Annotated in this window: 20 protein-coding genes and 1 pseudogene; 7 read left to right on the forward strand and 14 right to left on the reverse strand. The window is 57.3% G+C overall.

Annotated features, from left to right (window positions below; genetic code table 11):
- Window positions 1-102 precede the first annotated feature (102 nt).
- Together QQJ96_RS06390 and QQJ96_RS06395 are read left to right on the forward strand one after the other, a co-directional pair.
- A complete protein-coding gene (locus QQJ96_RS06390; RefSeq protein WP_284331135.1) occupies window positions 103-2,190 on the forward strand; it encodes a pentapeptide repeat-containing protein in 2,088 nt (695 codons plus the stop codon).
- A gap of 367 nt (window positions 2,191-2,557) precedes the next feature.
- Window positions 2,558-2,821: an FAD-dependent oxidoreductase gene (locus QQJ96_RS06395; RefSeq protein ID WP_284331136.1), complete on the forward strand. Its 264-nt coding sequence runs from the start codon at window positions 2,558-2,560 to the stop codon at window positions 2,819-2,821.
- A 96-nt stretch (window positions 2,822-2,917) separates the two neighbouring features.
- Here the strand turns inward: QQJ96_RS06395 and QQJ96_RS06400 are convergent, their stop codons facing one another.
- A complete protein-coding gene (locus QQJ96_RS06400; protein WP_284331137.1) occupies window positions 2,918-3,781 on the reverse strand; it encodes a hypothetical protein in 864 nt (287 codons plus the stop codon).
- A 370-nt stretch (window positions 3,782-4,151) separates the two neighbouring features.
- Here QQJ96_RS06400 and QQJ96_RS06405 point away from each other — a divergent pair.
- Window positions 4,152-4,559: pseudogene (locus QQJ96_RS06405) on the forward strand (TolC family protein); the annotation flags it as partial.
- Here the strand turns inward: QQJ96_RS06405 and QQJ96_RS23580 are convergent.
- A complete protein-coding gene (locus tag QQJ96_RS23580) occupies window positions 4,443-4,886 on the reverse strand; it encodes a PIN domain-containing protein (protein WP_404649111.1) in 444 nt (147 codons plus the stop codon). The pseudogene QQJ96_RS06405 and the gene QQJ96_RS23580 overlap by 117 nt on opposite strands.
- 8 nt (window positions 4,887-4,894) lie before the next feature.
- Window positions 4,895-5,137 carry an antitoxin gene (locus tag QQJ96_RS06410; protein ID WP_284331138.1) on the reverse strand — a complete coding sequence of 81 codons (243 nt, stop codon included), beginning with the start codon at window positions 5,135-5,137 and terminating at the stop codon, window positions 4,895-4,897.
- Window positions 5,138-5,675: 538 nt separating this feature from the next.
- Between QQJ96_RS06410 and QQJ96_RS06415 the strand changes: the two genes are divergently transcribed.
- Window positions 5,676-6,182 carry a hypothetical protein gene (locus QQJ96_RS06415; protein ID WP_284331139.1) on the forward strand — a complete coding sequence of 169 codons (507 nt, stop codon included), beginning with the start codon at window positions 5,676-5,678 and terminating at the stop codon, window positions 6,180-6,182.
- Between the two features lie 275 nt (window positions 6,183-6,457).
- Window positions 6,458-7,537 (forward strand): tyrosine-type recombinase/integrase, encoded by a 1,080-nt coding sequence (locus QQJ96_RS06420; RefSeq protein WP_284331140.1) that lies wholly within the window; start codon window positions 6,458-6,460, stop codon window positions 7,535-7,537.
- Between the two features lie 70 nt (window positions 7,538-7,607).
- On the opposite strand, the gene QQJ96_RS06425 is transcribed toward QQJ96_RS06420, so the two are convergent.
- From QQJ96_RS06425 to QQJ96_RS06455, 7 genes are all read right to left on the reverse strand, one after another.
- Entirely contained in the window at window positions 7,608-8,573 is a 966-nt protein-coding gene (locus QQJ96_RS06425; RefSeq protein ID WP_284331141.1) for a hypothetical protein, read from the reverse strand.
- A 25-nt stretch (window positions 8,574-8,598) separates the two neighbouring features.
- Complete coding sequence (locus QQJ96_RS06430; RefSeq protein WP_284331142.1) at window positions 8,599-9,543, reverse strand: HNH endonuclease family protein; 945 nt, start codon at window positions 9,541-9,543, stop codon at window positions 8,599-8,601.
- Window positions 9,540-10,922: an AAA family ATPase gene (locus tag QQJ96_RS06435; protein WP_284331143.1), complete on the reverse strand. Its 1,383-nt coding sequence runs from the start codon at window positions 10,920-10,922 to the stop codon at window positions 9,540-9,542. Before QQJ96_RS06435 ends, QQJ96_RS06430 begins: the two co-directional genes overlap by 4 nt.
- Before the next feature lie 868 nt (window positions 10,923-11,790).
- A complete protein-coding gene (locus QQJ96_RS06440; RefSeq protein WP_345782695.1) occupies window positions 11,791-14,487 on the reverse strand; it encodes a TrlF family AAA-like ATPase in 2,697 nt (898 codons plus the stop codon).
- Window positions 14,488-14,604: 117 nt separating this feature from the next.
- Complete coding sequence (locus QQJ96_RS06445; RefSeq protein WP_284331145.1) at window positions 14,605-15,918, reverse strand: hypothetical protein; 1,314 nt, start codon at window positions 15,916-15,918, stop codon at window positions 14,605-14,607.
- A 116-nt stretch (window positions 15,919-16,034) separates the two neighbouring features.
- The gene (locus QQJ96_RS06450) at window positions 16,035-17,129 is read right to left on the reverse strand and encodes a nucleoid-associated protein (RefSeq protein WP_284331146.1); all 1,095 of its coding nucleotides are present in this window, start codon (window positions 17,127-17,129) and stop codon (window positions 16,035-16,037) included.
- Window positions 17,130-17,204: 75 nt separating this feature from the next.
- Entirely contained in the window at window positions 17,205-18,134 is a 930-nt protein-coding gene (locus QQJ96_RS06455) for a DNA-binding protein (protein ID WP_284331147.1), read from the reverse strand.
- An 11-nt stretch (window positions 18,135-18,145) separates the two neighbouring features.
- On the opposite strand from QQJ96_RS06455, the gene QQJ96_RS06460 reads away from it, so the two are divergent.
- Together QQJ96_RS06460 and QQJ96_RS06465 are read left to right on the forward strand one after the other, a co-directional pair.
- A complete protein-coding gene (locus tag QQJ96_RS06460) occupies window positions 18,146-18,880 on the forward strand; it encodes a site-specific integrase (protein ID WP_284331148.1) in 735 nt (244 codons plus the stop codon).
- The gene (locus tag QQJ96_RS06465; protein WP_284331149.1) at window positions 18,867-19,340 is read left to right on the forward strand and encodes a tyrosine-type recombinase/integrase; all 474 of its coding nucleotides are present in this window, start codon (window positions 18,867-18,869) and stop codon (window positions 19,338-19,340) included. The genes QQJ96_RS06460 and QQJ96_RS06465 overlap by 14 nt, the downstream gene beginning before the upstream one ends.
- 58 nt (window positions 19,341-19,398) lie before the next feature.
- On the opposite strand, the gene QQJ96_RS06470 is transcribed toward QQJ96_RS06465, so the two are convergent.
- Genes QQJ96_RS06470 through QQJ96_RS06485 form a run of 4 tightly spaced genes read right to left on the reverse strand, consistent with a single transcriptional unit; the run spans window position 19,399 to window position 23,759 of the window.
- Complete coding sequence (locus QQJ96_RS06470; protein WP_284331150.1) at window positions 19,399-19,815, reverse strand: Mov34/MPN/PAD-1 family protein; 417 nt, start codon at window positions 19,813-19,815, stop codon at window positions 19,399-19,401.
- A gap of 32 nt (window positions 19,816-19,847) precedes the next feature.
- Window positions 19,848-21,524 carry a ThiF family adenylyltransferase gene (locus tag QQJ96_RS06475; RefSeq protein ID WP_284331151.1) on the reverse strand — a complete coding sequence of 559 codons (1,677 nt, stop codon included), beginning with the start codon at window positions 21,522-21,524 and terminating at the stop codon, window positions 19,848-19,850.
- A 1-nt stretch (window position 21,525) separates the two neighbouring features.
- The gene (locus QQJ96_RS06480) at window positions 21,526-22,689 is read right to left on the reverse strand and encodes a CBASS cGAMP synthase (protein ID WP_284331152.1); all 1,164 of its coding nucleotides are present in this window, start codon (window positions 22,687-22,689) and stop codon (window positions 21,526-21,528) included.
- The gene (locus tag QQJ96_RS06485; protein ID WP_284331153.1) at window positions 22,683-23,759 is read right to left on the reverse strand and encodes a CBASS cGAMP-activated phospholipase; all 1,077 of its coding nucleotides are present in this window, start codon (window positions 23,757-23,759) and stop codon (window positions 22,683-22,685) included. Before QQJ96_RS06485 ends, QQJ96_RS06480 begins: the two co-directional genes overlap by 7 nt.
- Window positions 23,760-24,075 lie beyond the last annotated feature (316 nt).

Raw genomic sequence — 24,075 nt, forward strand, 5'->3', positions numbered from 1 at the left:
GTGACGCCGAGGCGCCAGTACCTGAGCGGCAGCAAGGACAGCCCAATAGTGGGGTTTACCACCTCGCCAACGCAGGCGATGACGTTTGCCCTGTACTTCGCCATGGATACGGGCGGCGGAGCCGCCCCAGGCGTGATCTTGCAGGTCACGCCCGAGCAGGGCGACGTACCGCTGCCGGGCGGCTTTATCAAGGTGGCCGGCCTCAAGGACGACGTTCAAGCGATGAACACGGTCTTGTACCCTGGCCAGGCGACCATGTTCGATCCGGATTTTCTCTCCGAGGGCAGCGTCCGTCTGCGGCATCGTCAAGCCAATCGCTATCTGATGGCCAGGACACCCAAGGGCGACGCTCAGATGACGTTCTGGCTCCCTCCGTTGGGCCGCTTCGACGACGAGCCATGGCAACTGGATGTGGTGCAACTGTGGAATCACCAGACGATGAAGGGTTCGGACCTGCGCTATGTGAGGGCGTTAAGATACGTTTGCGGGGAATCGAAAGACCTTTCCTTCGAAGCTGCGCGCTTGCAGCAGGCGGACTTTTCCGGCGCGCGCCTGATCCGCGCCAATTTCACCAAGGCCGATTGTGAAGCGGCTCATTTCGACCATGCCCGGATCAATGATGCGGACTTCACCGGGGCGGTGATCGCCAAAGCCAGTTTCGATGGCGTGGATGCCAGCGGCGCCAAGTTTCCCAACGCTACGTTCTCCAAAGACAGTTTCGGCGATCAAACGGGTTTGCATGGGGCCTCGTTCGAAAAAGCGACGCTGACCGGGGCGAAATTCGAGCAATGCATCCTGCCCCATGCCAACTTCAAGGAAGCCAAGCTTGCCGGTGCCAGTTTGCTGGAAGCCACGCTGCGAAACGCTGATCTGAGCGGTGCGGTACTTAATGGGGCGAAACTGGACGGTGCCGACGCCGGTGGCGCGAGCTTCGTAAAATGCAAGATGACCGGCGCCAGCCTGTCGAAGGTCAAGCTCGCTGGCGCCAATTTCAAGGAAGCAACCTTGACCAGGGCGTGCTTCAAAGAGGCGGAGTTCACGCTGCCCGAGTCGATCAAGCAGCCTGTCGACTTCACAGGGGCGACCTTGCTTGAGATCGATTTCAGCGGTTGCGACCTGCGCAAGGCAACTATTTCGGGTCGTCCGGAATTTCACAAAGAAAAAAACGCAAAGCCGGATGAAACGACACGTCGTGCCTTGTTTTGCGGAGCAGAAGTACCTCTGGCGGTGATTGGGGAAGTGAGCTGGCGCATGCTGGATCTATCGGGGGCGAAAATCCACGGCAGACCCAAGAGCATGAAAAAGTTCAATGCTGAATACACGATTTTTCCCGATAATTTTGACGTGAAAGAAGAGACGGACCTTACCGGAGCGAAATTCAAGTTCGCGCGCATGGTCGGCATCGTTCTAAGCAAGGTGACATCCGAGGCGGAGTCCGAAAAAGAAGAAACTTATCCGGACTTCACCGGTGCCGATCTGCAGCGTGCCGATCTGTCCGAGGCATTTCTTGAACACGCCATTTTTACGAGTGCGGTGATGCATGGCGTCAATCTGACCGGCGCGCAGCTCAGCTATGCCACATTCGAATCGGCCCGGCTGGATACCATCCAGCACGCGACGGCGGGCATACTCCGGGCAGAATTGAGTTACGCCAATTTGACCAACGCCAAATTCTCGCAGGCTTATCTCAATAAGGGCGGCGGGGCGGACGGCGCCAATCTGAGTTCCGCGATTTTCCATGGCAACAAAGCCACCGTGAGCAACGCAACGCTCCATGGATCGATCTTCAGCAATGCCTACCTCGCCGGCGTAGACTTCAGCAGCGCCAAGGCGATGGACGATATCAATTTTGCCGGGGCATGCCTGCTCAACTGCAAGTTCAACAACACATCCCTGCAGCGTGCGGTGTTCACCGGCGCGTGCCTGTTGGGTGCCGATTTCACCGAGGCCAATCTGAGCGGCGCCTCCATGTCGGGGGCCGTGATCGCCGCTGCAAGCCAAACAAACAAGCTGAAGGTGATCAATATTTTCCTCAATCCCAGAGAACTGGATTACGGCTTGACGAAAATTGCCAAGAAGTCCACGAACGAGCGAACCGTCTGTCCCTCCACACAAAACGGGCCGTGCGAGGAATCGGCTTGGAATAGGGTGACTGGACTCAAGGAATGGACTTATAAGAAACAGGGTTGAAGGGAGTCGAGATCCATTCTGGCCGTCAATCTGGTGAGCCCTGAAATGACATCAACGCGTCGCTTTGGCAGCCAAGACGACTAGGGACTGTTATCGGGGGTATGACAGGCTAGGCACGGATTCCGGTTGAGACAAGTCACGAACCCCAAAGGCCTGACTAAGCCGCGTGCCAGCTCGTTTTGCAATTTTACATAATATACATTATGCGCAATTAAGGAGGCGCCACGCGGCCGGAGTCCATCTGGCTTCACGGCGCTGCGCTCGCCCAGTCTTCGACAGCGAGCACGCCATCGGTAGTCGCCGGCAAGCATTGGGGCCTCGTCTGGTCCGGTCCGCAGTCGCACAATCAAATCAGGCTATTCCACGATTGGACCGACAAGCTGTCGCGGTCGACATCTTGTTCGCGCATCCGCGCAACAAGCCGTCCGCAAGCTTGCATGAATCACTGGGCCTCGCCACAGTCGATAAGCCCCTCGGCATTGTCCTCAAGGTCGACGAGCGCCGCGAAACCAGCATGCCCGGCATCTACGCCGCCGGCGACCTAGCCAACCCCCTCATGCCCTCGGTCACCACGGCATCATGGCAGGGCGCGATGGCAGGTATCTTCGCTCAGCAGTCGATGCTGGTTTGAGAACACAGAATATCTTCGAGGCATTTGAACTCATGCTGCGTGAAGGCAGGATACTCACTGCACGCTCAATAATATTGTGCCCCTTGCTCCTATCCTTTACTTTTTTCTTCCCCGCTTACTCCCTCTTTTTGCGCCACCTCTCCCGGCTCTTGCGCCACCTCGCCCGCCTCTTGCCCCGCCTCTTGCCCCACCTGTTTTTCCACTTGGGCGCTTCCGCTTCGCCCCGGACGCTGCAGTGGATGACGCGTCATCATCGCTCGATTCGGAATCTGATTGGAACGCTGCAGCGAGTGGCGCGTCATCATCGCTCGAATCGGAATCTGATTGAGCTGCTGCTCCGCTCGCGGCTGCTGCTCCACGTCCGCCTCTTGCTCCTCCTCTCCCACGTCCGAGGCTTGGTCGCTTCTGCCTCCCCCCGGACGCCGCAGCGAGTGGCGCGTCATCATCGCTCGAATCGGAATCTGATGAAAATGGGTATTCATTGTCTTCGGCTTTGGTTAACACCAGTTCTTTCGACACCTTCTTCAGTGGGCCATTTACGATGTTTTTACCCTTGAGAACGGCCACAAATCTAACCGTGGTTTCCGGATCTTTCTTTTCTGCGGCAGCCACAGCTCTTCTCATGGGGTTCTCAAAATCTGTGCGATACGGCCCATTGTTCGCGCCACCGTCTTGCCCAAATACGTTGTATTTGTCCTCGCCGTCACCACCATTCTGTTCCGCAAGGACGTGACCCGCTTGCGCCACAAGAAATTTATTGCTGTATTCGGCTGAGTTGATCGGTTCTACCCCGTTGATTTTTACATGGGCACCGTATGTTTCGACTCCATTCCATCCTATGCTCTTTGCGGACGAACCCTCCTTGAAATCCTTTGCCGGACCACGAGCTTCAACCTCCACCTGCACCACCTTATCACTCGCTTTCGTTTCTGCGGTCTTGACCGCGACTTTGCGTTGCAACGGACCGGGACTCCTGGGTACTCCGGCGGCCGATAAAGGACTGCTATTCTCAGATGCCCGCTGCAGGGTTTCCAGAGACCGTCGTTGCGCCGTTTGTCTAGGCCCGCTCTGGAGTCTCTCTAGGGCCTGATGTTGCGCCACTTGACGGGGGCTATCTGTCATTGCCGTATTTTCTTGCCGCTGTAGCAATGAGCCGTTGCCGGAAGCTGCTGGAGACCCTCGTTCCTTCGGCAAAGAATCCAGGGCTGACTGTTCGGAGGGGTCGTGTTGCTTCAAGGGCGGCCGCCGTAGATTCACCAAGATCCGGAACGCCATCCTAAAGAGTTTTGCTTAGGGCTCACCATCAGCAAAATGCTGATCTTTCGGCGTATTGGCTGCCTCCAATGCGCGTATCGGTGTCGCTGTTGCCGAGTACTACCCCAAGCTTTCGTTGAGCGGACTGATCGGCAGCGCCACATCCATGGCCGGCGGCAATCTGTTCACCGGCGGCGCCAACCAGGCCGCCGGCGTACTGGGCCTGCGCTGGTGCCTGTTCGACTTCGGCCGCATCAATGCGCAGATCCAGCAGGCCAAAGGCCAAAGGCCAACAAGCGGAAATGCTGGCCGCGTATCGAAAGGTGTGGTCAGCCTGATCGAAGGCTTGCAGGCCGACGAAAGCTTGCTACGCGCCGCTGATGAGCGAGCGCAGGCGCAAACGGAATCGGTACGCGCGGCGGTCGCCGCTTTCAGGGCGCTTGGTGGTGGTTGGCAACCGAGTAAACCCGATGCGGTAGCTGTTAGGTAGGCGTGTCATGCCGAACAACTTCTCGCATTCATTTGGAGCGCGGTAGACACATCGCGCCCAAAACAATGCCGGCCGATGTACAGGAAGCTCGCAAGTCACCGTAGACCGTGGCGGCCTGCGCAAGACCTCAACGCGCAGCAGAAACTCTCGAATGACCGTGGCAAGGCCGGCTGGATGTCCCTTGCGGGCTAGACCATAAAGTAGCTCTGCCTGGGTCACTGTCGAAATGACCATGCTGTCCAAAGGCACTGTCTCTAGTCGCTTACGGACTGCGGGGGGATGTCCTTTTATGACATAGCTCGCCATGTTCGTATCGAGCATGAAGCGGCTCAAAACAGATTCCTTTCTTCGGCAGGCCGGTCTTCGCGATCGTCCATAAAGTCGGCCGGGAGCTTGGTGCGATCGGCCAGTTCGAAGAACTCCTTCCAGGACGCGGGCTTCGCCGACAACACAACGTCACCCGTTTGAGGGTCCCGACGAATGAAGACTTCGGAGCCCTGGAAGCGAAACTCTTTCGGCAGGCGGACGGCTTGACTGCGTCCGGTGATAAATAACTTGGCGGTAGCAGTCATACGAGACTCCTTGGTAGCTACGGTAGCTACCAAAAATATATACCCACGCCGGCCACGTATCAGTGATACCTATTAGATGGATCGCCACGGGAGGTTCCCCAACTAAAGCTGTGAACCGGCACCAGGAGCCTCCCAAATTTTTCCCGTTTTGAACCACTTTCTGCCAGATCACAACTTTGGGTCCCGGGCCTGGAAATTCCGCCGCATAATCACAAGTTTGCTTACACGCGCACGTATCACGCTGATTTTTATGGCGCGGCCAAAGGTATGGACGTTTCAGCGCGGCACAGGTTCTCGTTTTGATGCCGGATCACAACTTTGCACTCACTTCGTTGCCAAATCACATCTTTAGTTGCCGAACTCACTGTCGACCAACAATCTGCCGCATTCTCGCCGGACTCGCCGACAAACTGCCTCGGATTTTACGGAGCGGCTGGAGCTCCTGATTCAAACGGCCCCAAAGCCGCCCCCGTTCAAACAATGCCTTCGAACAAGGCCAGGAAAGAGTAAGGTTAGGAACCATAGAGGCCACCCCACGATGAGCAGTCCCAACCACCACCTGGCCAGTCCTGAGCAAGTCGCCAAGCATAGGCGTGACACCATACTTGAGCTTGCACGGACCGAGGCGTGGCCATCCACTCACTCTTTCAAAGGTGATGATCCCGCCAAAAAGCGATCGACGGGGCAATTGCTGGGCATTTGGGACGACAAGGAGCACTGCTTTTATTACCCGCCGTTTCAATTTCTTGAGGACGGGTCTTTAAATCCCAAGCTGCCGGCACTTCTCTTGGCGCTAAGCGAAATTCCCTCTTATCGTCCGGCCGAAGATGCAGGAGGATGGGGACGTTTTGACTGGCTTGATGGCTTACGAGGGTCCATGAGTCTGCGTGATTTGGCGGAGGAACTCTCCGAGACCGGTATCGCCGAGCACGAGGATCTGCTTAGTCTCGAGGCTCGTAGACCAGCGGAAGTTTTTCTTACTCAGCCGGACGCTGTGATTGGTCTCGCGCTCAGAGACGCCGCAGCAATACGGGACCGCCGCTGATCGCGGAGATTGGTAGAGAGGCCTCTTCGCCCAAGGCAGAAATCCTGCGCTGAGATTCACCAGTGTCGTCGTGAACCATGGAGACGCCATGAATCTTGTAATTATGGTGCGCTACGCGCAAAACCATAATTATGGTTTGCCGAAGTCCAGTCTAGTTTTACGTCATAATTCTTTGAAATTGATAAAATTTTTCTCACAAAATAGATAGCGAATAATGGCACTTATTCGCTATCATGGGTCGCGGGCGCCATCTTGACCGCCCTCGGATGCCCACCATGACCGAGCCAAACACCCTTCCCCTCCGTCTCGTGGATGCGCTGCACGAGCTGACCTCGGTACCGGCCATCGCGCCCGAGATTCACGCGCCGCGACCCGCGCTGGCGGCGTCCGTCGAAGCCGTGCTCGAGCGGCTCGCGGCCTGGTCCGCGGACTTTGCGGAAGGCAGCGCGCCGGCGACGGTGAAAGCGGTGCGCTCGGACTGGACTCAGTACCTGGCTTGGTGCGAAACGAGCAGGGCAACTCCCCTGCCCGCCTCCGTTGACCAACTCGAGACATTTCTGTCGGCGGCGATCGGCAAGGGGCGCAAGCGCGCCACGGTGGATCGCTATCTGTATACGGTTGGACTTGTGCACATCGCGGCAGGTTTGCCGAGTCCGTCGAAAGATCCGGACTGGCCGGTCAAATGGAAAAAACTGATTCGGCGCCTCAAAGCCACCGGTGGTCATGTCCGTAAGCAGGCCGGTGAGCTCGACATGGCCGGTGTCGAAGCCATTCTAGCGACGCTCGGTACCAGCCTGCGTGACTTGCGGGACGCGGCGTTGCTATCGATGGCGTCGGACACCTTGTGTCGCGAATCGGAGCTGGTGGCCATTAGGGTCGAGCATTTGCACCACAACCGGCGACGCAACACGTGGTCGTTGCACGTGCCCTTCTCCAAGAACAACCAGGATGGCGCGGCGCCGGACTACCGCTTTGTGAGTCTGGAGACGATTGCGCGCGTTCGCGCGTGGCAGGCGGCAGCTGGCATCAACGAAGGCCCCCTTTTCCGGCCGATTGGCGGCCGCCCGAAGGCCAATGGCGAACTCGGCGATGCGTTACTGCCGCAGGAGGTGGCGCGGATTTTTCGACGGAGAGCGAAGGCCGTCGGACTGGAACACGCCAGAACGATCAGTGGGCATTCAACAAGGATAGGATCAGCCAACGACTTGGCGGAACACGGAGCCACTGGGATACAAATACAGCAAGCTGGGGGGTGGAAGACGGATCGCATGGTGACGTACTACACACGTCGATCCAGCGCTGGCGCGAATGCAATGGCGCGATTGCGCTCAAAAAGACAGGGCAATGAGGCTTGAATATGCCCGCATCCCAAAGATTCCGATTGTGACGACGCTGGCATTGGAAATGCTCGCAACAATCCCCGGCTTAAACAAAACCGTGAGCCCGCAGTAACCTCAACGTTGCGTACCCGTCCATCGCGACAATCCGGCATGGTGCGATCAAAAAGCGACGGAGCGCGAATGCTTCCATGGTTGCGCGTACGCGGGCGCCGATGCGGTGACAGTGCTGAACGACATAGATGTCAGCGGGCACTTCGAACAACCTGACGATTTGGTCAGCGTTTTTGCCGCAGTCAGACAATTCCATCTCTCTAAACCGCGATGGTCCCTTCAACAAAAAAGCCCCAACTTTGTGCTCACGATCAATTCGAAGGTTTGAAGACACAAAGTCACACATTTCTCCGCCCCAATCCTTCGGCGGGCCGGACTCGCCAAGGAGAGTCGTCAGCGCATGCTTCACTTGGCGTTCCGAGACATGTTGCATGTCGGACAAATCCTCCGTTTCGTACGACTGAGCATCCTTGAACTGTTCGATATCGCTGGCCCTCATCCAAAGTTGGCCCATGCTGCTAAGAGGAACTTGAAAATAGTTTTCCTCGATGAGATCGCCAATTGCGATAGGGATGGCACTGATGGTTTCGCCATCCGTCTCAGTGATGTAGGCGATCACGAACGACGCCGCACGTGAGGCTAATCGGGTCCACGCCGTGTCGTTTAGGAGTCCGTCGCGACCGAAATTCAACACCAGGGACTCGTTTAGACCTCCACCCGGCTGCGAAGTCATTGAGAGTTGTCCCGACTTATTCCTCTGGTTAAATCCCTTTCCACGGAAAGGTCCGTGATGAATGAACGCTTTGCCCGGCTTTGCGTTTCCCGAAGCAATTAACTCCGATAGAAATGGGGTCTTGTCGCTAGAGATCTTCGCCAGAAGGTATCGCTGCATGCTATGCAACCACTGCAGCCGTGCAAGGGGATTTCCAGATCCGATCGAAATCTCGCCGGCACCCAAGCCTAGCCAAGTACAAGCGCGCTGAGCGCTCATATAGAACATCAAAAATCGAGAGGATTCCCGCATATCAGACCGCCCCCCGTTGCTCTCCAGTTGCCGCGACATCCAGCTGCGCCAGCAACGTACTCAGATTGGTTCCGATCTTTCCTGTGAATTCCTCAAGGAATGTATTCGCGACCGCAGAATAGCGTCGATGGCTTTTACCCTCGTCCCGAAGCAAAACTAGTTCGGCAACAATCTCTTCCAGAGCCTCCTCAAGGTCTATCCCAATTTTTGTCGAAGTTCTCGCGATCTTTCGCTCAAGTAATTGCGCTCGTGCCATCAGGCCGCGCAGGACCTCCGTCCTATCTTCGACCAATGCGGGGCGGTTTAAGCCAAAGGCTCGGATGCTCGCCTCCCCGTATGGGTCAGGCGCGTTCTCCGCCTCCAACCATTGCGCGGCAACGATGCTCCTTCTGTCGTGGGTCGCCCACTTCAGGTGCACGCTCGGGTCACGTACGGTCGGGTTGATGAGTAGCGGATCCTCAGCATTGAGATCGTCTTGGGGGCGCTGAGCGCGCGCAGCCCCCTTTATTGGAAAGGCATTACCCTTGCCCGACAGAATCTCCCATGGTGTTGTGCGATCGTCGAATTCAGGGCCGCCAGGTTGAATCTCGTGGTAGCGCGAGCGATTACAGTCAATACATGACGGAAGCAGATTGTCCCAGTCCAGGGCGAGCCACCAGTATCCCGTATGGTCCGGCTCCTCTTTCACGCCCCCTTTCGGCCGATAGTGTTCGACGTCGACTTTTGCGCCGGCGGCATAACGATGCTCGCAATACGCACATTTCCCGTGAAAAAGGTCTTCCAATTTCTCAACGACATCATCGTTCTTATAAGCTTCGAACGGAAACGCCTTGTCAACGACGCGGCGGTAATACTTCCTCGCGCGCTCCAACTCCTTTTGCGCAGCACCGTTGGCTGAGGACAGCGAGGAAGGCGCTTCCACAGTGTGGCGATCGACATAAATCATAGTTCTGATGCCCGCTTGAGTGCTTCTAGGATCCTTTTCACCGAATCCTTCCTTGCGTCAAGGTGAGACCAGTACGACTGCTGGCTTTGCTCGTCCAGGTGCCGCGTAATCGCCTGAGAGACAATTTGACGATCAACACTACTGCCGATGATCTGTACGCCCGGATAGTTCGCTAAGAGCTCGTCGCGTTTGCGTCGTTGTTGGTCAGTCAATTGTGACTCTGGAATGGCCGCAAGTTCGGAGAGCTGCGCGGCGAGCTTGTCTTGTTCCGGATCAATCGCACTGCTCAGCCCAAAAAATTCGGACGTGAGCAACTGATCTACGCGGAGCTTGGACACATCTGGAAGTTCCGCCAGCGCATGCAGTTCACCCTCTTGATCTCTATACATAACCACAACTTCGCCATGCTTCATGCCCCGCAGGCACAGGGGATCGTGCGTCGTGAAGATGAACTGGACACGTGGTAGCGCCTTTCGCAACGCGCCAACAACGCGCATTTTCCATCGCGGATGAAGATGGCTTTCAATCTCATCGATGAGAACCACACCTTCGGCGAACTCAAGGTCTTGGCGATCCTTCAACAAGACGGACATTATGTTGACGATCAAGGCCAGTAGCGACTTATACCCATCACTTAGCTGCGACAGAGGAGCTACACGACCTTGCGTGCGAACCATTATCCGTCGACCGGTATCGTCCTCCCGATAAATGTCATCCCCATCTCTTAGCGCAAGGATAATGCGTAGCGCTCGGGCGACAGCATTGAACCGGTGGTCACTCAAGTCTCTAAGCCATGGCTCAGGATTAGGCAGCGTGTGAGACGCATCAAAGAGAGGGCTGATAGGGACTTGAAGCGAGGTCTTCTCCTCATCCAGCAAGCGCGTCACGCCATACGCCAAGACCATGGGCAAATTCCGTTTGCGATTACGCTGAACTGCTGAGGTCGAGGGCCACATAAAGTGGTGTTGCTCGCTATCGCCGAAGGTAAGCGCGACCGAAGGCGTCTTTCCGCCTGGGACATCCCAGTTCTTCGCTTCGCGGCGGACGTACTTAGTGCGGTCAAGCTTGAGTCGCTTCATCGCCCCGGGACTACACAACGAGAGAGCAACGGCTTGCAAGATCGAGCTCTTCCCCACAGAGTTCTCACCGAGCACCATCAGACATGGAGCGCCATCGCTCTCGCCTTTGTCGTTTAAGTCAAGCCTAAGAGTCTTTATGCTCTTAAAATCTGAAATGTGGATAGTAGATATTGGCTCGAGAGAGGTATTTCCTTCTGGTTCTCGTCCAAAGCGTGAAGCAGCGCGGCGAGCCAACTGTTGCCCCACATCTGTAGCCACTTTTTCAATACGAGGCGAGTTGCGCCTCGCAAGCAGCTGCATGAGACTTTCGGTAACGGCCGCGATTAAAGAACGCTTGTCGGGTATGGAGATACCCAAGTCCAAACACAATTGCCGAAGAAAAATAGATACGGCGCCAGGAAAGGCTACGCCTGTGTCAAAAAGCCATCTAATCTCTCTTTCCGTGGGCCGAGGAGAGGATAGCAGTAGTTTGATGGCCCGCTCGTTAGCTTCTCTTCGATGAACAATCAGTTGAGCCCGGTTGAGGTTCAATGTATCTATAGTGGCTGCCCCTCGAGAGCTCAACGGAATGCATGCGCCATTGCGCAAGAACAATAGATGCGACTCCGGCCTAGTGGTAAAGGGGTTAAGCAGCAAGGGTTTCTCGCTTGCAGCGGCCTCCCACGTGGACATCGGCTGAATGCGACTATTCCGCACCGGGAAAATGTTGCGCTTTGCGTGCTCGCAGACTTTGCATAGCAGAAGGAGATTTCGCCACTCGAGCGCAAACCAGGTGTAGTGGTCCGGGCTGTCCGGGCCCCGGTCTTCATCGGTTGCGTTGGACAAGGGGCGATAGGTCGTCACACGCGCCGATTCAAAGAGTTCGGATTCACAGTAGGCGCATCGCCCCTTCTGAAGGGATAAAAGACGCTTTGAGATCTCCCTGCTATAGAGCTCACGTGGAGGCGTAGGCGCGCGCGTTCTCGCGCGAGATGAGTCCGCCTTTGCATAGTGATTAGTGAGCTCCTGGTTCCATTTCTTGGCCTCAGCGCTGCGTAACACTGGTGGCACAGGTGATAGGGGTTTCTGAATCCGTAACAAGTGCTTCTCCTTCTATGGCTTTTGAGAGCCACCGTTGTGAGGATCCGTGCAAGGCCGTTTTCGGCGCCATTTGTGGCCAAAGCTCCTTTTACATGTCTCGGATCTTAAGGCCATACATTTTGGCTCGCCGCACGAAGGCCTCGTGAGCCCCTTCCAAAATCGCGCACGCCTTATCTCGTGTTTCCGGATGATCGATAGAACCGCGTGCAACTACCTTCCCGCGATCATTCTGCGCCTTCATTACAACGATGAGCTCAGCATCACCGAGAACGGCCACGTTGGGATTGTGCGTTACGATGATCACTTGGCGACGTTCCTTGGCACGCCTTAATACCGGAACAAGTGTTTGGTAGATAAATTCGCCGTCCAAGTTATCCTCCGGCTGATCGATGATCAGCGGTTTGTTGCTATTCGCCGAGAGAATCAGCGCGAGCAACACTGATTGCTGCTGGCCGAGTGACAACTTAGAGAATTCCCTGACTACATACTTCACGCCACCTTGGACATCCTGGACGGCGCGTGATACCTGCAAGCGCGGAAGGTCATGCAGCGGCACGCGTTCCAAGGCGTACTTGACTTCTGGTGCCGCTAGCTTTTGCAGAATTAGCCGCGCTTCCTCCGGCTTGAAGACCCCTATGCCTTCCGGCGTCTTAAGAGCCGTGAGGGACGTAATGTCATTGCGCTCGATGGCGGCGAGGAGCGTGGGCACCGTCAAGTCCCCCACTAATCGCCCTGCGCGAGCCTGTTGGCTTGTTCGCCACCCCATCGTCTGAATGATCAGATCGCAAGCCTCTGGCGAGTGAGCGTTCTTGGCGTATTTCAAGCTGACCTGAAGATCCGATAGCGCCTCGCGGAGCGTCGCGCTCGCTAATCGGCCGAACCCATCGCGCAACATGCTGACCTTTTCACGCGCGTTCCAGCGTCGTTTGAGTGCGGCGGCCCTTAGCTTTTGCCGTTCAGCTAAGTATGGTTGCCACGTTTTGAGGCTCGTGACGCGCTGTTGGTGCGCGGCCTCGTCCCTTGCCAGCTTAGAGATGTAGGACATGTCAAAGGAAATGTTCATGCCCTCAAGTTCGCGACGCTTGGCGTCAACACGTTGTTGCGACTCGTTCTCCTTTGCTTTCCACGCGCTGATGTGCTCTGACACTACGGCTTCAAAGCGCTTCAAGCCCAGGCTAATCTGAGCCTCGGTGTTTTCAAAAACGGCTTCAAATGCAGTGGCGCCAAGAACTATGGCTCCAAATTCAACGCCACCGACAGCCAAAAGTGACGGATCGCTTAGTTCTCTCAATTCCTTGAGTGACGCTTTGAAGGAATCGCGTCTGATGTCTTCTTTTACGTCCTGAAGCTTTTCAGCTATTTGCTGGCGTAGCTCACGCTCACTGGCCAAATGCTGTTGTAGTTCGATGAGCTCCTTGACCTCTGGCTTCTTCAGTGCCGTGAGCTGTTGTTTGGCCGTCTGGAGCAAACTTTCGTACTGCGGAATGAGTTGAAGCTGTTGTTCTGCCTTTTCGATTTCCGATTGAAGCGTAAGCAGCTCTTCTCGCGCTTCCTCTTCAGAACGCATTGCGTCGGTTAAGTCAATGAATCGATCCAGATAGCGCAAGAGTGCCAATGGATCCGATTGCGCTTCATTGCTGATCTTGGCGGCTTCACCTTGACCAAAGCAATCAATATCGAAAGATGTCGGGCCATTGATGGCATCATCGAGATTCTCGAGACAACCATCTTTCAGTCTGAGCAGACCGTGGATCGCCCCAGCTTGATCCTGCCAGAAGAGATGAAGCTCATCCGGCCACACTTCCGAGTCAATGACTTTGTTATCGCTGGGCGCACTCGATAGACAGCGAATTGTCTCGAACGAAGTTGATTTGCCCGTACCGCGCCCACCGATTATGCAATTGAGGTTCGAGCTAAAATGAATGACTTGTCCAGAAAGAAATCCGCCATCGATATGAACGCCGAGAATGCGCGGAACCGCCGGGGGAATCTGATCCTCAATTCGAACCCGTGCATCGGCATCCTCTAGAGCAACGCGCAATCCATCAAACGACGGCGTGTCCATCTTGTAGCGCGTGACCCGCTGCAGGTTCGCGGCATTGCGGCCGAGGGCATTGAGCTTATGGGAATCCGAATTTAGAACCCTTGCCAGGTACTGCTTCGATCCAAGCCTTAGGCACTCGATGCGTCGTTTACCAAACTCCGCGCGAGTCGCGTCCGGGTCGCCTTCGGCGTAACTGATGGGCGAGTTCGCGTGTTTCAGCTCGATGCCTAAGAGCGCTGGGTGACACAGAACATCAGCCTTATGTGGCGACCCGCCCGGCTGCTCGGTCTCGAAACCGGATGCCACGTCTACGTGTGCAAGAATGCCAAAGCCCCCCAGTGCCGGGAGTAAATTGAGGCAGTCCAGCACGGACTGCTGACAACGTGAATTGGGCATTCCTCGGTCCACGATGGACAGCTGGCCACACAGTTTTTGTAGCGACTCCAGATTCGGCAGGTAGCAAAGCAAATGCCCCTGTGCAGTGGAAAGCTCGATGCCAGGAATTACAAGTAGTGATGTACCGAGCGCTTCCGTTAGAGCTGCTCCGACATTTCCAATTTCATTGTGATCAGTAATCGCAATTATCGAAAGGTTTTCGCGCAGCGCAGTTTCTACAATTGCGCTCGCCGTCATGGATGTATCTTTGACGTCGTGCGATCCTCCGTACGAATGTATGTGCAAATCGGCTCGGAAAAATTGAGCGCCAGTCGATTGCGCTAAGACGTCCTCAAGAACTGCCATGTTCCTCGCCCCTGTTAACCAGTGATAAGGTAGATGTATCGAGAAATACCACGGATCGCCGAACACACTTATGTAGTGCGCGAGCTTACGGATAGACTCTTCCGAGCCAAGTTGAACTCAGGAGCCGCCTTGGCTCGAATTGAGTATCCACTGCAGAAGATCTTTCCAGTGGTAAAGCGATACCGCGAGACCTCCGTTCATAATGGCCACAGTGACTGCCGCAGCAATGAAGGTATTTCGTCTTGGTGTCACGCCGTCGTCCACGGCACTTTTGATGGCGTCGCTTGGTAGCTGTGACCTGGCTGCTTGCAACCATCGCAGCAGCTCTTTTCGCGTCAATGCCATATCGCGCCCTTGGACGGTGATTTGAATTATGGCAGACAAAACAAAGTAGATCGCAAGAAGTCGTGCGAAAGCATCCACAGCAGGGGACTTTAGTAGCTCTGCCAACTTGCCTGCATCCAGGCGCCCTATGAGCCCCAAGCCTATTAAGAGAAGACTCGCGAGCACGTCGCGCAGCGAATTCGAGACAAGGTCCCTCACTTTCGATGAATAAAGATCCGCTTGAGTCCGTACGTCTTTAAGAACGTCGCGTAGCTCCTTGGAAGCGGAATCCTTCTTCTCTAAGACAAATAGCCGATAGCGGTCCCTTGCCTCCTCGAGTGCCCCCTTTATCGCCCGGCGAGTCAAGGACAGCAAAGAGTCCGACGAGATGTGCTCCAATCCCAAGCGATCCACGATGAGTGCGTGTCGGGCCTCGGCGTGCTCCGCAAAGACCCAGCGGACCGTCGCCTGTATATTGCGCAATGCCTTCGCCGTGGGGGCGCCTTCTGTCCCCACGATGCTTAACTCGGCACGGCGAGCACCTCGAAGGATGCCAATGGGTGCACTATCGCGCACGGCAATCTCGTGCGTCAGCAGTTCAGCCGCATCAACCTCGGCCCAGTGACGCAATGGTGTAAACCACTCGCTTCCGAGATCCCCCTGAGTGAGCGCGCTGTCCGTGAGGCGTCGGCGGGATACCGAAGAGGAAAAATAGACTAAGGAGGTGAGCTGATCCCGAGACGGAAAGGCTGTTCTTGCCTCAATATCGAAGGGCGGCAACTCCGCCGTTAACGCCGCGGCGCGCAAGTTGGGGCCTGCGACACTCGCGTCAATGCCATCGATCAAGATAGTGAGTTGTCCAGTCCAGCTGAATCCCTCGGCGAGAATCAGTTGGCGATCCGCCCACTCTTGAAAGTTAGCGGCACTCAGAAACAGCAAGGTCGTGTCATCGGCAAGGCCAGCCACCGCCAGTACCTGAATGAGCGAGCTTTTGCCCAGCGATAAGCTCCAGGTGTCGCCCGGAGACAAATCATCGGCGTCACCGGGCTCATCGTTGATCCGCGGTGCAGTCAGTAAGCCAGCTTCGCCGGCCTGTTCCAAAAACATGCGCAACGCACCCGCCGAGTGATCATCACCCCTCAGCGATATCGCGTCGCGATGCTCCTCGCTAGTTGCTTCGGCAATAAGCTGCCTTAGAGCATCAAGGAGTGCGTGGTTCCCAATCACCCGCCGTCCTTCTCGGTGATGCGGCTCGTGCGAATAACGATGCGTTTGGCCTGATTTCCATGCTCCGGATCATCCTGCACCTCGATACGGCCCGCTCCCTGGTCGCCTTCGTAGATGATCCTCACGCCCTCCTCGGTGACGAGTTGCGTGCGCTTAAGCTTATTGGGTAGCGAGGCTGGCTTGGTGGGGAATTCCTGGCCAGCAATACCCTGGTCCCGCAGACGCTCCCTCAACGAGGCGGATGCGCGTGTTTTGCGCTCCCTGTCTTCGTCGCGGACGACAGCCTTGATGAAGTCGTCCGTGTCGAACTCTGCATGATCCTTCATGTACTGGGCGGCGCGTTCTTGGTAGCGACGCCAGGACTCGTCCGGCGGCAGCTCGGTCCGAGCGACCTCCTTAGCCCACGCGCTGACGGCGGTGACAGCCTTGCGGGTCAAGACGCTCGCATCTTCTCGCGGCACCACACTCAGGAACGCCCGAAAAAAATGCCGAAGTTCCGGCGCCGCCCCTTCATTCCTTTCGGAGGCCAGGACGTCCCAGGCATACTGATCGGAGATGTCGATGAGCGCACTTCGCTGCACGGCCGCTTTGTCCTCGACCAGCGCATTGACGATGCGCTGGATCTGGGCGGTGGTATCGCCCTCCTCGTCCTGGGCGAGGCTGTAAGTCATGGCCGGCTTGTGATCCAACTTCAGGATAAACACTAAGGGCAGCATCCGCCCTCCGGTTTCCACGGTGGCAAGTGCGACAATGATCACCCCGGCCGCCATTTGGCGACCGCGATGGTGCTTGCTGAAGGCGTCCGCAATCTCCTTGGACAGCTCCACATATTCGCCAGCAGCTGTGGTGAGGCGTTCGCACAGCCCCCGCACTGGCTGGTGTTCTCCGGCAAACACGAACTGCGTTCCTTGCGACGCAGCTCGCAACCTTTCTTCGAAAAAGACAGCCGTGGTGGTGCCATCCAACGTGACCTCGGCGTCCAAGCATTGAAGCTTTTCCTCAGGGAGTCGCGGGTCGTACACATGAAAAATGAGCCGCCTGACTCGAAGGCTGCTCAATTCGCTGGTTGAAAGCTGACTTTCCTTGGCCATGGGTCCCCTGTCCTAGACGAGCTTACGCCCGGGTAGTCTCACTAAGTGACACGCCTGCTGCAACAGCCGGGTCAGTCAGCGTCGCTCACGAGCTCCGGGGCCTCGAGGTGCCTTGACCGGTTTGGAGGGAGTGGGTTCGCGTCTCGTGGATCGTCCGGTGCTCGGTGTGCGGGATATCGGCTTCTCCACCTTAACGGCTTGACCGCGACGGGCTGCGGCCCGCTGACCCGCCACGACCGCCCCCAGAGCCGCCAGGCGGCCCGCCTGATGGGCGATGGTTTGCTCAGTCGTCCGCACGGACGCCTGCAGGGCATCACGCTGTGCCGCAAGCTCGGCGACCCGTTTGGCGTGTTCGCGTCGCGTCCGCTCTTGTTGCTGCCCTTGTGCTTTGACCTCTTGGCGAGCCTGGTCCATTTGCTGGTGCGCGCGGTCCTCGACCGAGCGGATATGCGCCTGGGTCGCGGCGCGTTCCGTTCGTAGCGCATCGAGCTCTGCCTGCTGGCGTTCAAACTGCCTTTGTAGCTGATCACGCTGTTGCCGCATGTCGGCTACCTGGGTCGTGAGTTGGTCGACCAAGCCCTGGCGTTCGACGAGCTGCAGCTCGGCCTGGGCCACCTTGCTCGCCCCCTCGGCCAGGTCCGCATGGGCTGCGGCGAGCGCGATCTCGCACAGCTTGCGTTCCTGTGTTAACGACGTTCGCTCAGCAAACAGGGTGTTCTGCTGCTCTGTCAGTGCCGCCTCGGCACTCGTGGCGGCGTGCATGAGCGCCAGTCGCCACGCCTCCGCGAACGCCTGCGCCACCTCGCCAGGCAACTCCGGCAGCAACGCGTGACCCTTCAAGCGCTGCGCCAGTTGCTCCCACCACTGCTCGAGTAGTTGCCCTACGCGCGCCGGACTGCCGCGACCGAGCTCAGTGCGCACACGCTCCACCGTCGGCCGTTCGCCGCGTGCGAGGACTGCGTCCGCCGCCGCAAACACGTCCGTTTCGGGCACTCCTACTGCCATGATTAGCTCCTTTGGCGATTAGGTACGATAAGTGCAGTTTATCCGACCTATTCACTGCTTTTGATACGGTGGACGTAATGGATCGTACGCTTGTACCGAGGACGATGCCAGCCGCCCCGCTGGACCTGGCCACGCTCGACGAGGCCAGCCAGGCCACGGCGGCGGCGTTTGTCGCCGCCGGCACTGCGGCCAACACCGTGCGCAGTTACCGCAGCGCCCTCACCTACTGGGCGGCCTGGCTGCAGGGACGCTACAGCGAACCGTTGGGCGACACGCCGCTGCCTTCGACGGTCGTGGTGCAGTTCGTGCTCGATCACTTGGCGCGGCCGACCGACGACGGCGGCTGGGACCACACGTTGCCGCCGGCGCTGGATGCGGCGCTGGTCGCGGCCGGCATCAAGGGCCGTCCCGGGCCGCTGGCGTACACCACAGCCAGCCATCGCCTGGCGGTGCTGGCCACTTGGCATCGCGTGCACGGCTGGGAGCCGCCGACGGAAGCCGCCGCGGTGAAAACGCTCCTGCGGCAGGCGCGCAAGGCGCAGGCCCGTCGCGGGGTCACGGTGCGCAAGAAGACCGCGGTGGTCGCCGAGCCGTTGCAGGCGCTGCTGGCCACCTGCACCGACGGGCTGCGCGGGGTGCGTGATCGCGCCCTGCTGCTCCTCGCCTGGAGCGGCGGCGGCCGCCGTCGCTCGGAGGTGGTGGGTTTGCAGGTCACCGACGTGCGCCGGCTGGATGCCGACACCTAAGCTCTATGCCCTCGGCACCACCAAAACCGACACCAGTGGCGTGCGCCGGGAAAAACCGCTCAAGGGTCCGGCCGCCCACGCCCTCGCCGCGTGGCTCGTGGCGGCGCCGGCCGCCACTGGCCCCCTCTTCCGCCGCCTGCACCGCGGCGGTACGGTCGGGACCACCGCGCTGACCGCCGATCATGTCGCGCGGATGGTGCAACGGCGCGCGAAGTTAGCGGGGCTGGACGGCAATTGGGCGGCGCACAGCCTGCGCTCGGGCTTCGTCACCGAAGCCGGCCGCCAGGGCGTGCCGCTCGGCGAGGTGATGGCGATGACCGAACACCGCGGCGTCGGGACCATGATGGGGTATTTCCAGGCGGGCAGTCTGTTGACCAGTCGGGCGGCGGACTTGCTGGCGCCATCGCCCGTCGACGCGACGACAGTGCGCTCGCCGTCGGCAGTCCAACCAACCGATTGACCAACGATCGAGCGCGTCACAGGTGTGGGTGCGTTGGCAAACCAGCGGTTTTTACGGATCAAAACGTCAGTTGCGTAATTTGGGTACCGACGCCCACACCAAACCAATCGGTCGTGTCGTTTCCAACGATGATGAACAGCATCGGCTTGCCTTGGGATGCAGCAAGGGCCTGCCAGCCTCGAATGTCGATGCTCGAAGGGCTCGGAAATGACTCCGGATGACTGTGCCATTCACCTAAGTAATCAATCTGACGATTGCTTTCTTGCCAGCGGCGCATTGCCACCTGGCGATGACCATGGGGCGCGCGATCAAAAGAAAATCGTGATCGACGATCATCTTGCATGGGACGCGTAGCCTCCACGATATGCAGGTGCAGGCCGCGCCGATAGCCTAACAAAATCCCGCCACTCTCCGGCTTTAGAGTAGTGTCTTGTCTAAACTGGTCCAAGACCTCCAGGACCGACGGCTCGATCAAAACGAACGCCTCTGCTTCGAAGGGATTGACGGTTAGGACTGGATTCCGCACGCTGCGCATCCGCTCAAAGGTTCGACGTCCTGGCTCTTGATGGGGCGAACATTTGCTCCCTCGACGACTCGCGTGCGGAAACGTAGCTTAAGTGAGTTTGCGAGCCAAGCCGTAACCATATCGATCGCAAGCGACGCGCCTGTCAGCGGCGCGGATATCGCATAGGGCGTAAAGGCTTCGCAGCCTCGAACTCGCACCTCCGGCGCAGTCACTATCGGATCAAACCGTTTGGTCCGAGCGGCATCCTCCTGACGCAAGCAGTGCAAGCAGGCATGCTTCTTGGTGTCGCACCAAATTGCTTGCGTGCATTCCCCGTTGCCAAGTATCCAGACGTGCAAGGCCTGCGGTCGGGATCGGGGTGGCAACGATAGCCGCTGGTAGTTGATTTCTTCGCCCAGGGCCTCCTCTCCGGTCGCATCGATGATCAAATCGCATGCGCAGTCCGACGCGTCGAATCGACGCTGCTGCGCATCGATATTCAGCAGCGGAAACTGGCCGAGCAGGTGACGCCTCAAAGCTTCACTCTTCGGCTCGAAAATCGATTCGAGCCCCAGAAGATGACGTCCCAAGTTTTCAGATTGCAATATATCCGGATCAATTAGCCGTAGCACGCCGTGACTCCCCAAGCCAGCACCCAGTTTGGCGAGAGCCAGTGCCAGATGTCCGCCAATAGCCCCACAACCGACAAGGGAGATTCGCTTGCCCTGAAGCCCCGTCTTCAGCAAGTTGCGATGGTGGATGTACTCGGCACTTACATTGAAGACCCGTGTACGCGCGATTGACCTTGTCCCCCCCGAGCCGTAAAGGTACTGCCGGTAAGTAGTTGGTCTGCGAAGACACCCTTTCCGCCTCGCCAGGTCGAGTTCGACTTCAAATCCACACCATCCGCACGGCGTTTGGATAAGAAAAATCATCGATTTATGCTTTAAGTAATCGGCCTTCCCCCAGATGTCATGGATCGTCTTGCGTACCTGCGGGTCCCACGACTTGATCCAGGCGAGCACTTCTTGCACGGTCGAGGGCAATCCGCTGGTCGGTAACGAGGGGCAATTCGAGCTCTTCAAAATCCAGCATTTCTCCCCGAGGGGATCGCATCGAGGCCAGCGCCTGGTGGCGCAAAGCTTTTCGACGGCGTCACGATCGCCAGACACGATCATCCAATGTTCGGTGTCAGTGCCAATCTGAAAGCAGTCGATAGGTCCATCTGTTACTGAAACCTCCCCCAACAACAGGGGAGAGGGTTCAGGGCTTTGGCCAACAGCCCAGTTGGCCTCGAACTCCTTGTGGAACTCCTGCTTACGATAAGCCTCGTCGGAAATAAGACGATCCAACTCAATTTGCGCTTGATGGATGCACTGCCATAGCGCGTCGTCAGGCTTGTAGCGATCGAGGACAACACTGCCGGGCGAGAAGTAGCAAAGCTCGCCAGACGCATCGACATGCGGCAGAACTGACGGCACAAACGACGGCCGGCTCAGCAACCGAATAGTCGGATAGGTTTGAAAGGTCCAGTCAATGATGTCCAGTCGCACGGGAATGTCGCCATGCCGGCAGTGGAGCGTGCCTTCGAAGCTACGGGTCGCGCCTTTACTTTGGGCCGACGTAAAGCCGAGCGCCCGCAGCTTCCTGAAGACCTTTCCGCGATCACCACCGTCCATGTTAGCCCGACCGGACGGCACCAACGACGGGAGGCGGCACTAAAGTAGGCGGCGTTTGGCGTACGACCTCCGTCCCGTCATCGGGATCGACCAACTCCACGTCATCCGATATCCGTAAGCCAAGTTGTCCGCGCAGATCGACGAGCGCTTGCCGCGCCGAATTGGTGGCGTAATGGCGCGCGGTGCGCAGTGTCGAAGAAAGTCTCTCTGCAAGATCAGCGGCGACTCGCCGCTCCGGGCCATTGAGGGGATTGAAGTTTTCTTTACCGCTATCTACTCCTGGTTCGTGAACGTCCCCCCGGAGCGATATTGCCAATTTTTTCGCTGTGGCCTCGAGTGCGAGATCATCGCGCCGTTCAAACGGCTGAAACGACTGTGCAGCGATAACCATCAGCAAGACAGAACTAGGGCCACCTGCCTTCCAATGAAAATCGCGCCACGCTTTCAGATACCGACAAACACGACGTAGCTGCGGCCCGTGTTCGTCGAAGCGGTCCAGAATCCACTTCGCGAGGGCGTCGGAGTCGGAGGGTTTCCATTCGCCACTACGCGTCGCCAGGTGAATCTCATCCATTTCATCCCAAAATGCGGCCGTCTCGTCAAAGCTCTCATCGAACGCTGCGCTATCAGAATATTGTCCAAACGCCTTTCTGGCCTCCAACTTGGCCAATTCAACGATCTTTTCGAACTTTTCGATCGGCGCCGCGTAGAGGGGAACGTCAATGTGCCCCCACGGGGCGATCTTGACGCGCACACAAGTATCTTTTGACGAATTCAACTCCCATCTATGGGTGGCGCAGAGGTCACTCAAAGCCCGTTCGACAAGATCAAAGTAAACCTTCGCCATCCGATGCGGCGGCCCCTTCTCAGTCCACACGGTGACGGGTAGATAGACGCCAAAGTCCCAGTCCATTTCTTGAGGCGCCTGCGCGGGTTGAATACACGTTTTGTAGCGCCAAGAGCCCTGTGTGCGAAAACGTGGCTCCACCATCCGATCCATTTGAAGCTCAGCCTTGGTCGCGTGACGGATCTTCGCGCGCAAATGGTCGCGGATTAGGGTTCTGGCGTCCTGCAGCGTCTTACGCTGATGGTCCGTCGGCTCGATCACCTGATCGAAGGACCGAGGATCGGTTCCGTAATAAAACAGCTTGTTCAACCTCAACATTGGACTTCACTCCTCATAGTAGGGGCGTTGCCAGCAACGTTGCGGATTCTGGATGTCGCCCTGTGATTGAAAACCTCACGAAACTTCTCGTTGCCGAGGAATCGCTTTGAACATTCGTCGGCCGACCCGAGCAAAACCTCTCTCGCGCTCTTATCCGCCTTGTCCAGCGCCACCGCCCGAGCGCGCTCGTCAGTCAGCACATCGTCAAGATGGAAATAATTCCCTTCTTCTAGAAGGTGTTCGAGTTGATGATGGACAAGCGCTTCCTGGGCAGAGATCGCCAGACCGAAAAGCTTCTTAGGGGTTGCGGCAGGCAATATCCCACCCCAATCGAGCATTCCGCCTTGTCGATTCTTCGCTGGGTTGACGGTAAACCGGGAAGACATGGTTCCGATCGCAACCAGCCGCGCTTGTTCGTAACCGATATCAAGGAAATGATGCGCTTCATGAAGCGCCAGCATCCCCGGCGCATTGGCGAACAGGCCACCGTCGACGTATTGGCTGTTGTTGAACGAATGGCGCGGAAAGTACATCGGCGCTGCGCTCGTAGCGAGAGCCACGTCGACCAGCCGATGGTTCTGATCCCTAAAGAAGTCCTCATGATGAGGTGTTTTGAATAGAACGGGTCTACCTGTGCTGTAGTTGATCGCCGGGATGATAACCGGACGCGCACAACTCCCTAGCGTTTTTTGGCCGAAGACGTCGTCGCTTTGGAGAAGCTCTGCAAGCCTTTCCTGGGTGTACGTCGAGCGCCAGAAATTCATGAAATTGATGCGGGCCTTGAAGATTTCTTCACCGTGAGTCTCAAACAACCGCACCATGGTTTCGGCAGGAACGCCAACGGCCACAGCGAGTGCGAGAATTCCACCAATCGAAGTTCCCGCAATCAGATCGAAATACGTTGCGGTCGGCTGACCTGTAAATTGTTCAAGATCGGCCAAAATACGCGCACAGAACAGCCCTCTATAGCCGCCACCAGACAGTGCCAATATCTGAAATGGTCCGCCCACTTTTACAGCGCTTTGAGGGGACTGGTTTCCTGCCCCGCCCTCCTTACTTAGCTCGTTCATCGGCATTCGCCCCGCTTCTCCAGTACCCCTACTGAGATCGAACCTAACGGGGGCAGGTCTCGCCCTATGAGACGGGCGTGATCGGGTCGCCGAAGGTTTGCTTTAACGGGAATTTGAGGCACAGTTCACATTTTCAAGCCCCCCCCCTCCCCCTCCCCTTGCCTTTCATATAGTCCGCTCGCGGTGGGTTTGGTTCATAAATTCAAGCTTTCAGAACTAACCGGCGAGCTTTCTACTGAGCCAGGGCCACGACCACGCACCTCTTGCGGCCGGGCATCTTCTCGCTGAGGTTGCCGCGTCGCTTTATTTTTGTTCG

Source organism: Dyella flagellata (assembly GCF_030160275.1).
In the GTDB taxonomy this organism is placed as follows: Bacteria; Pseudomonadota; Gammaproteobacteria; order Xanthomonadales; family Rhodanobacteraceae; genus Dyella_B; species Dyella_B flagellata.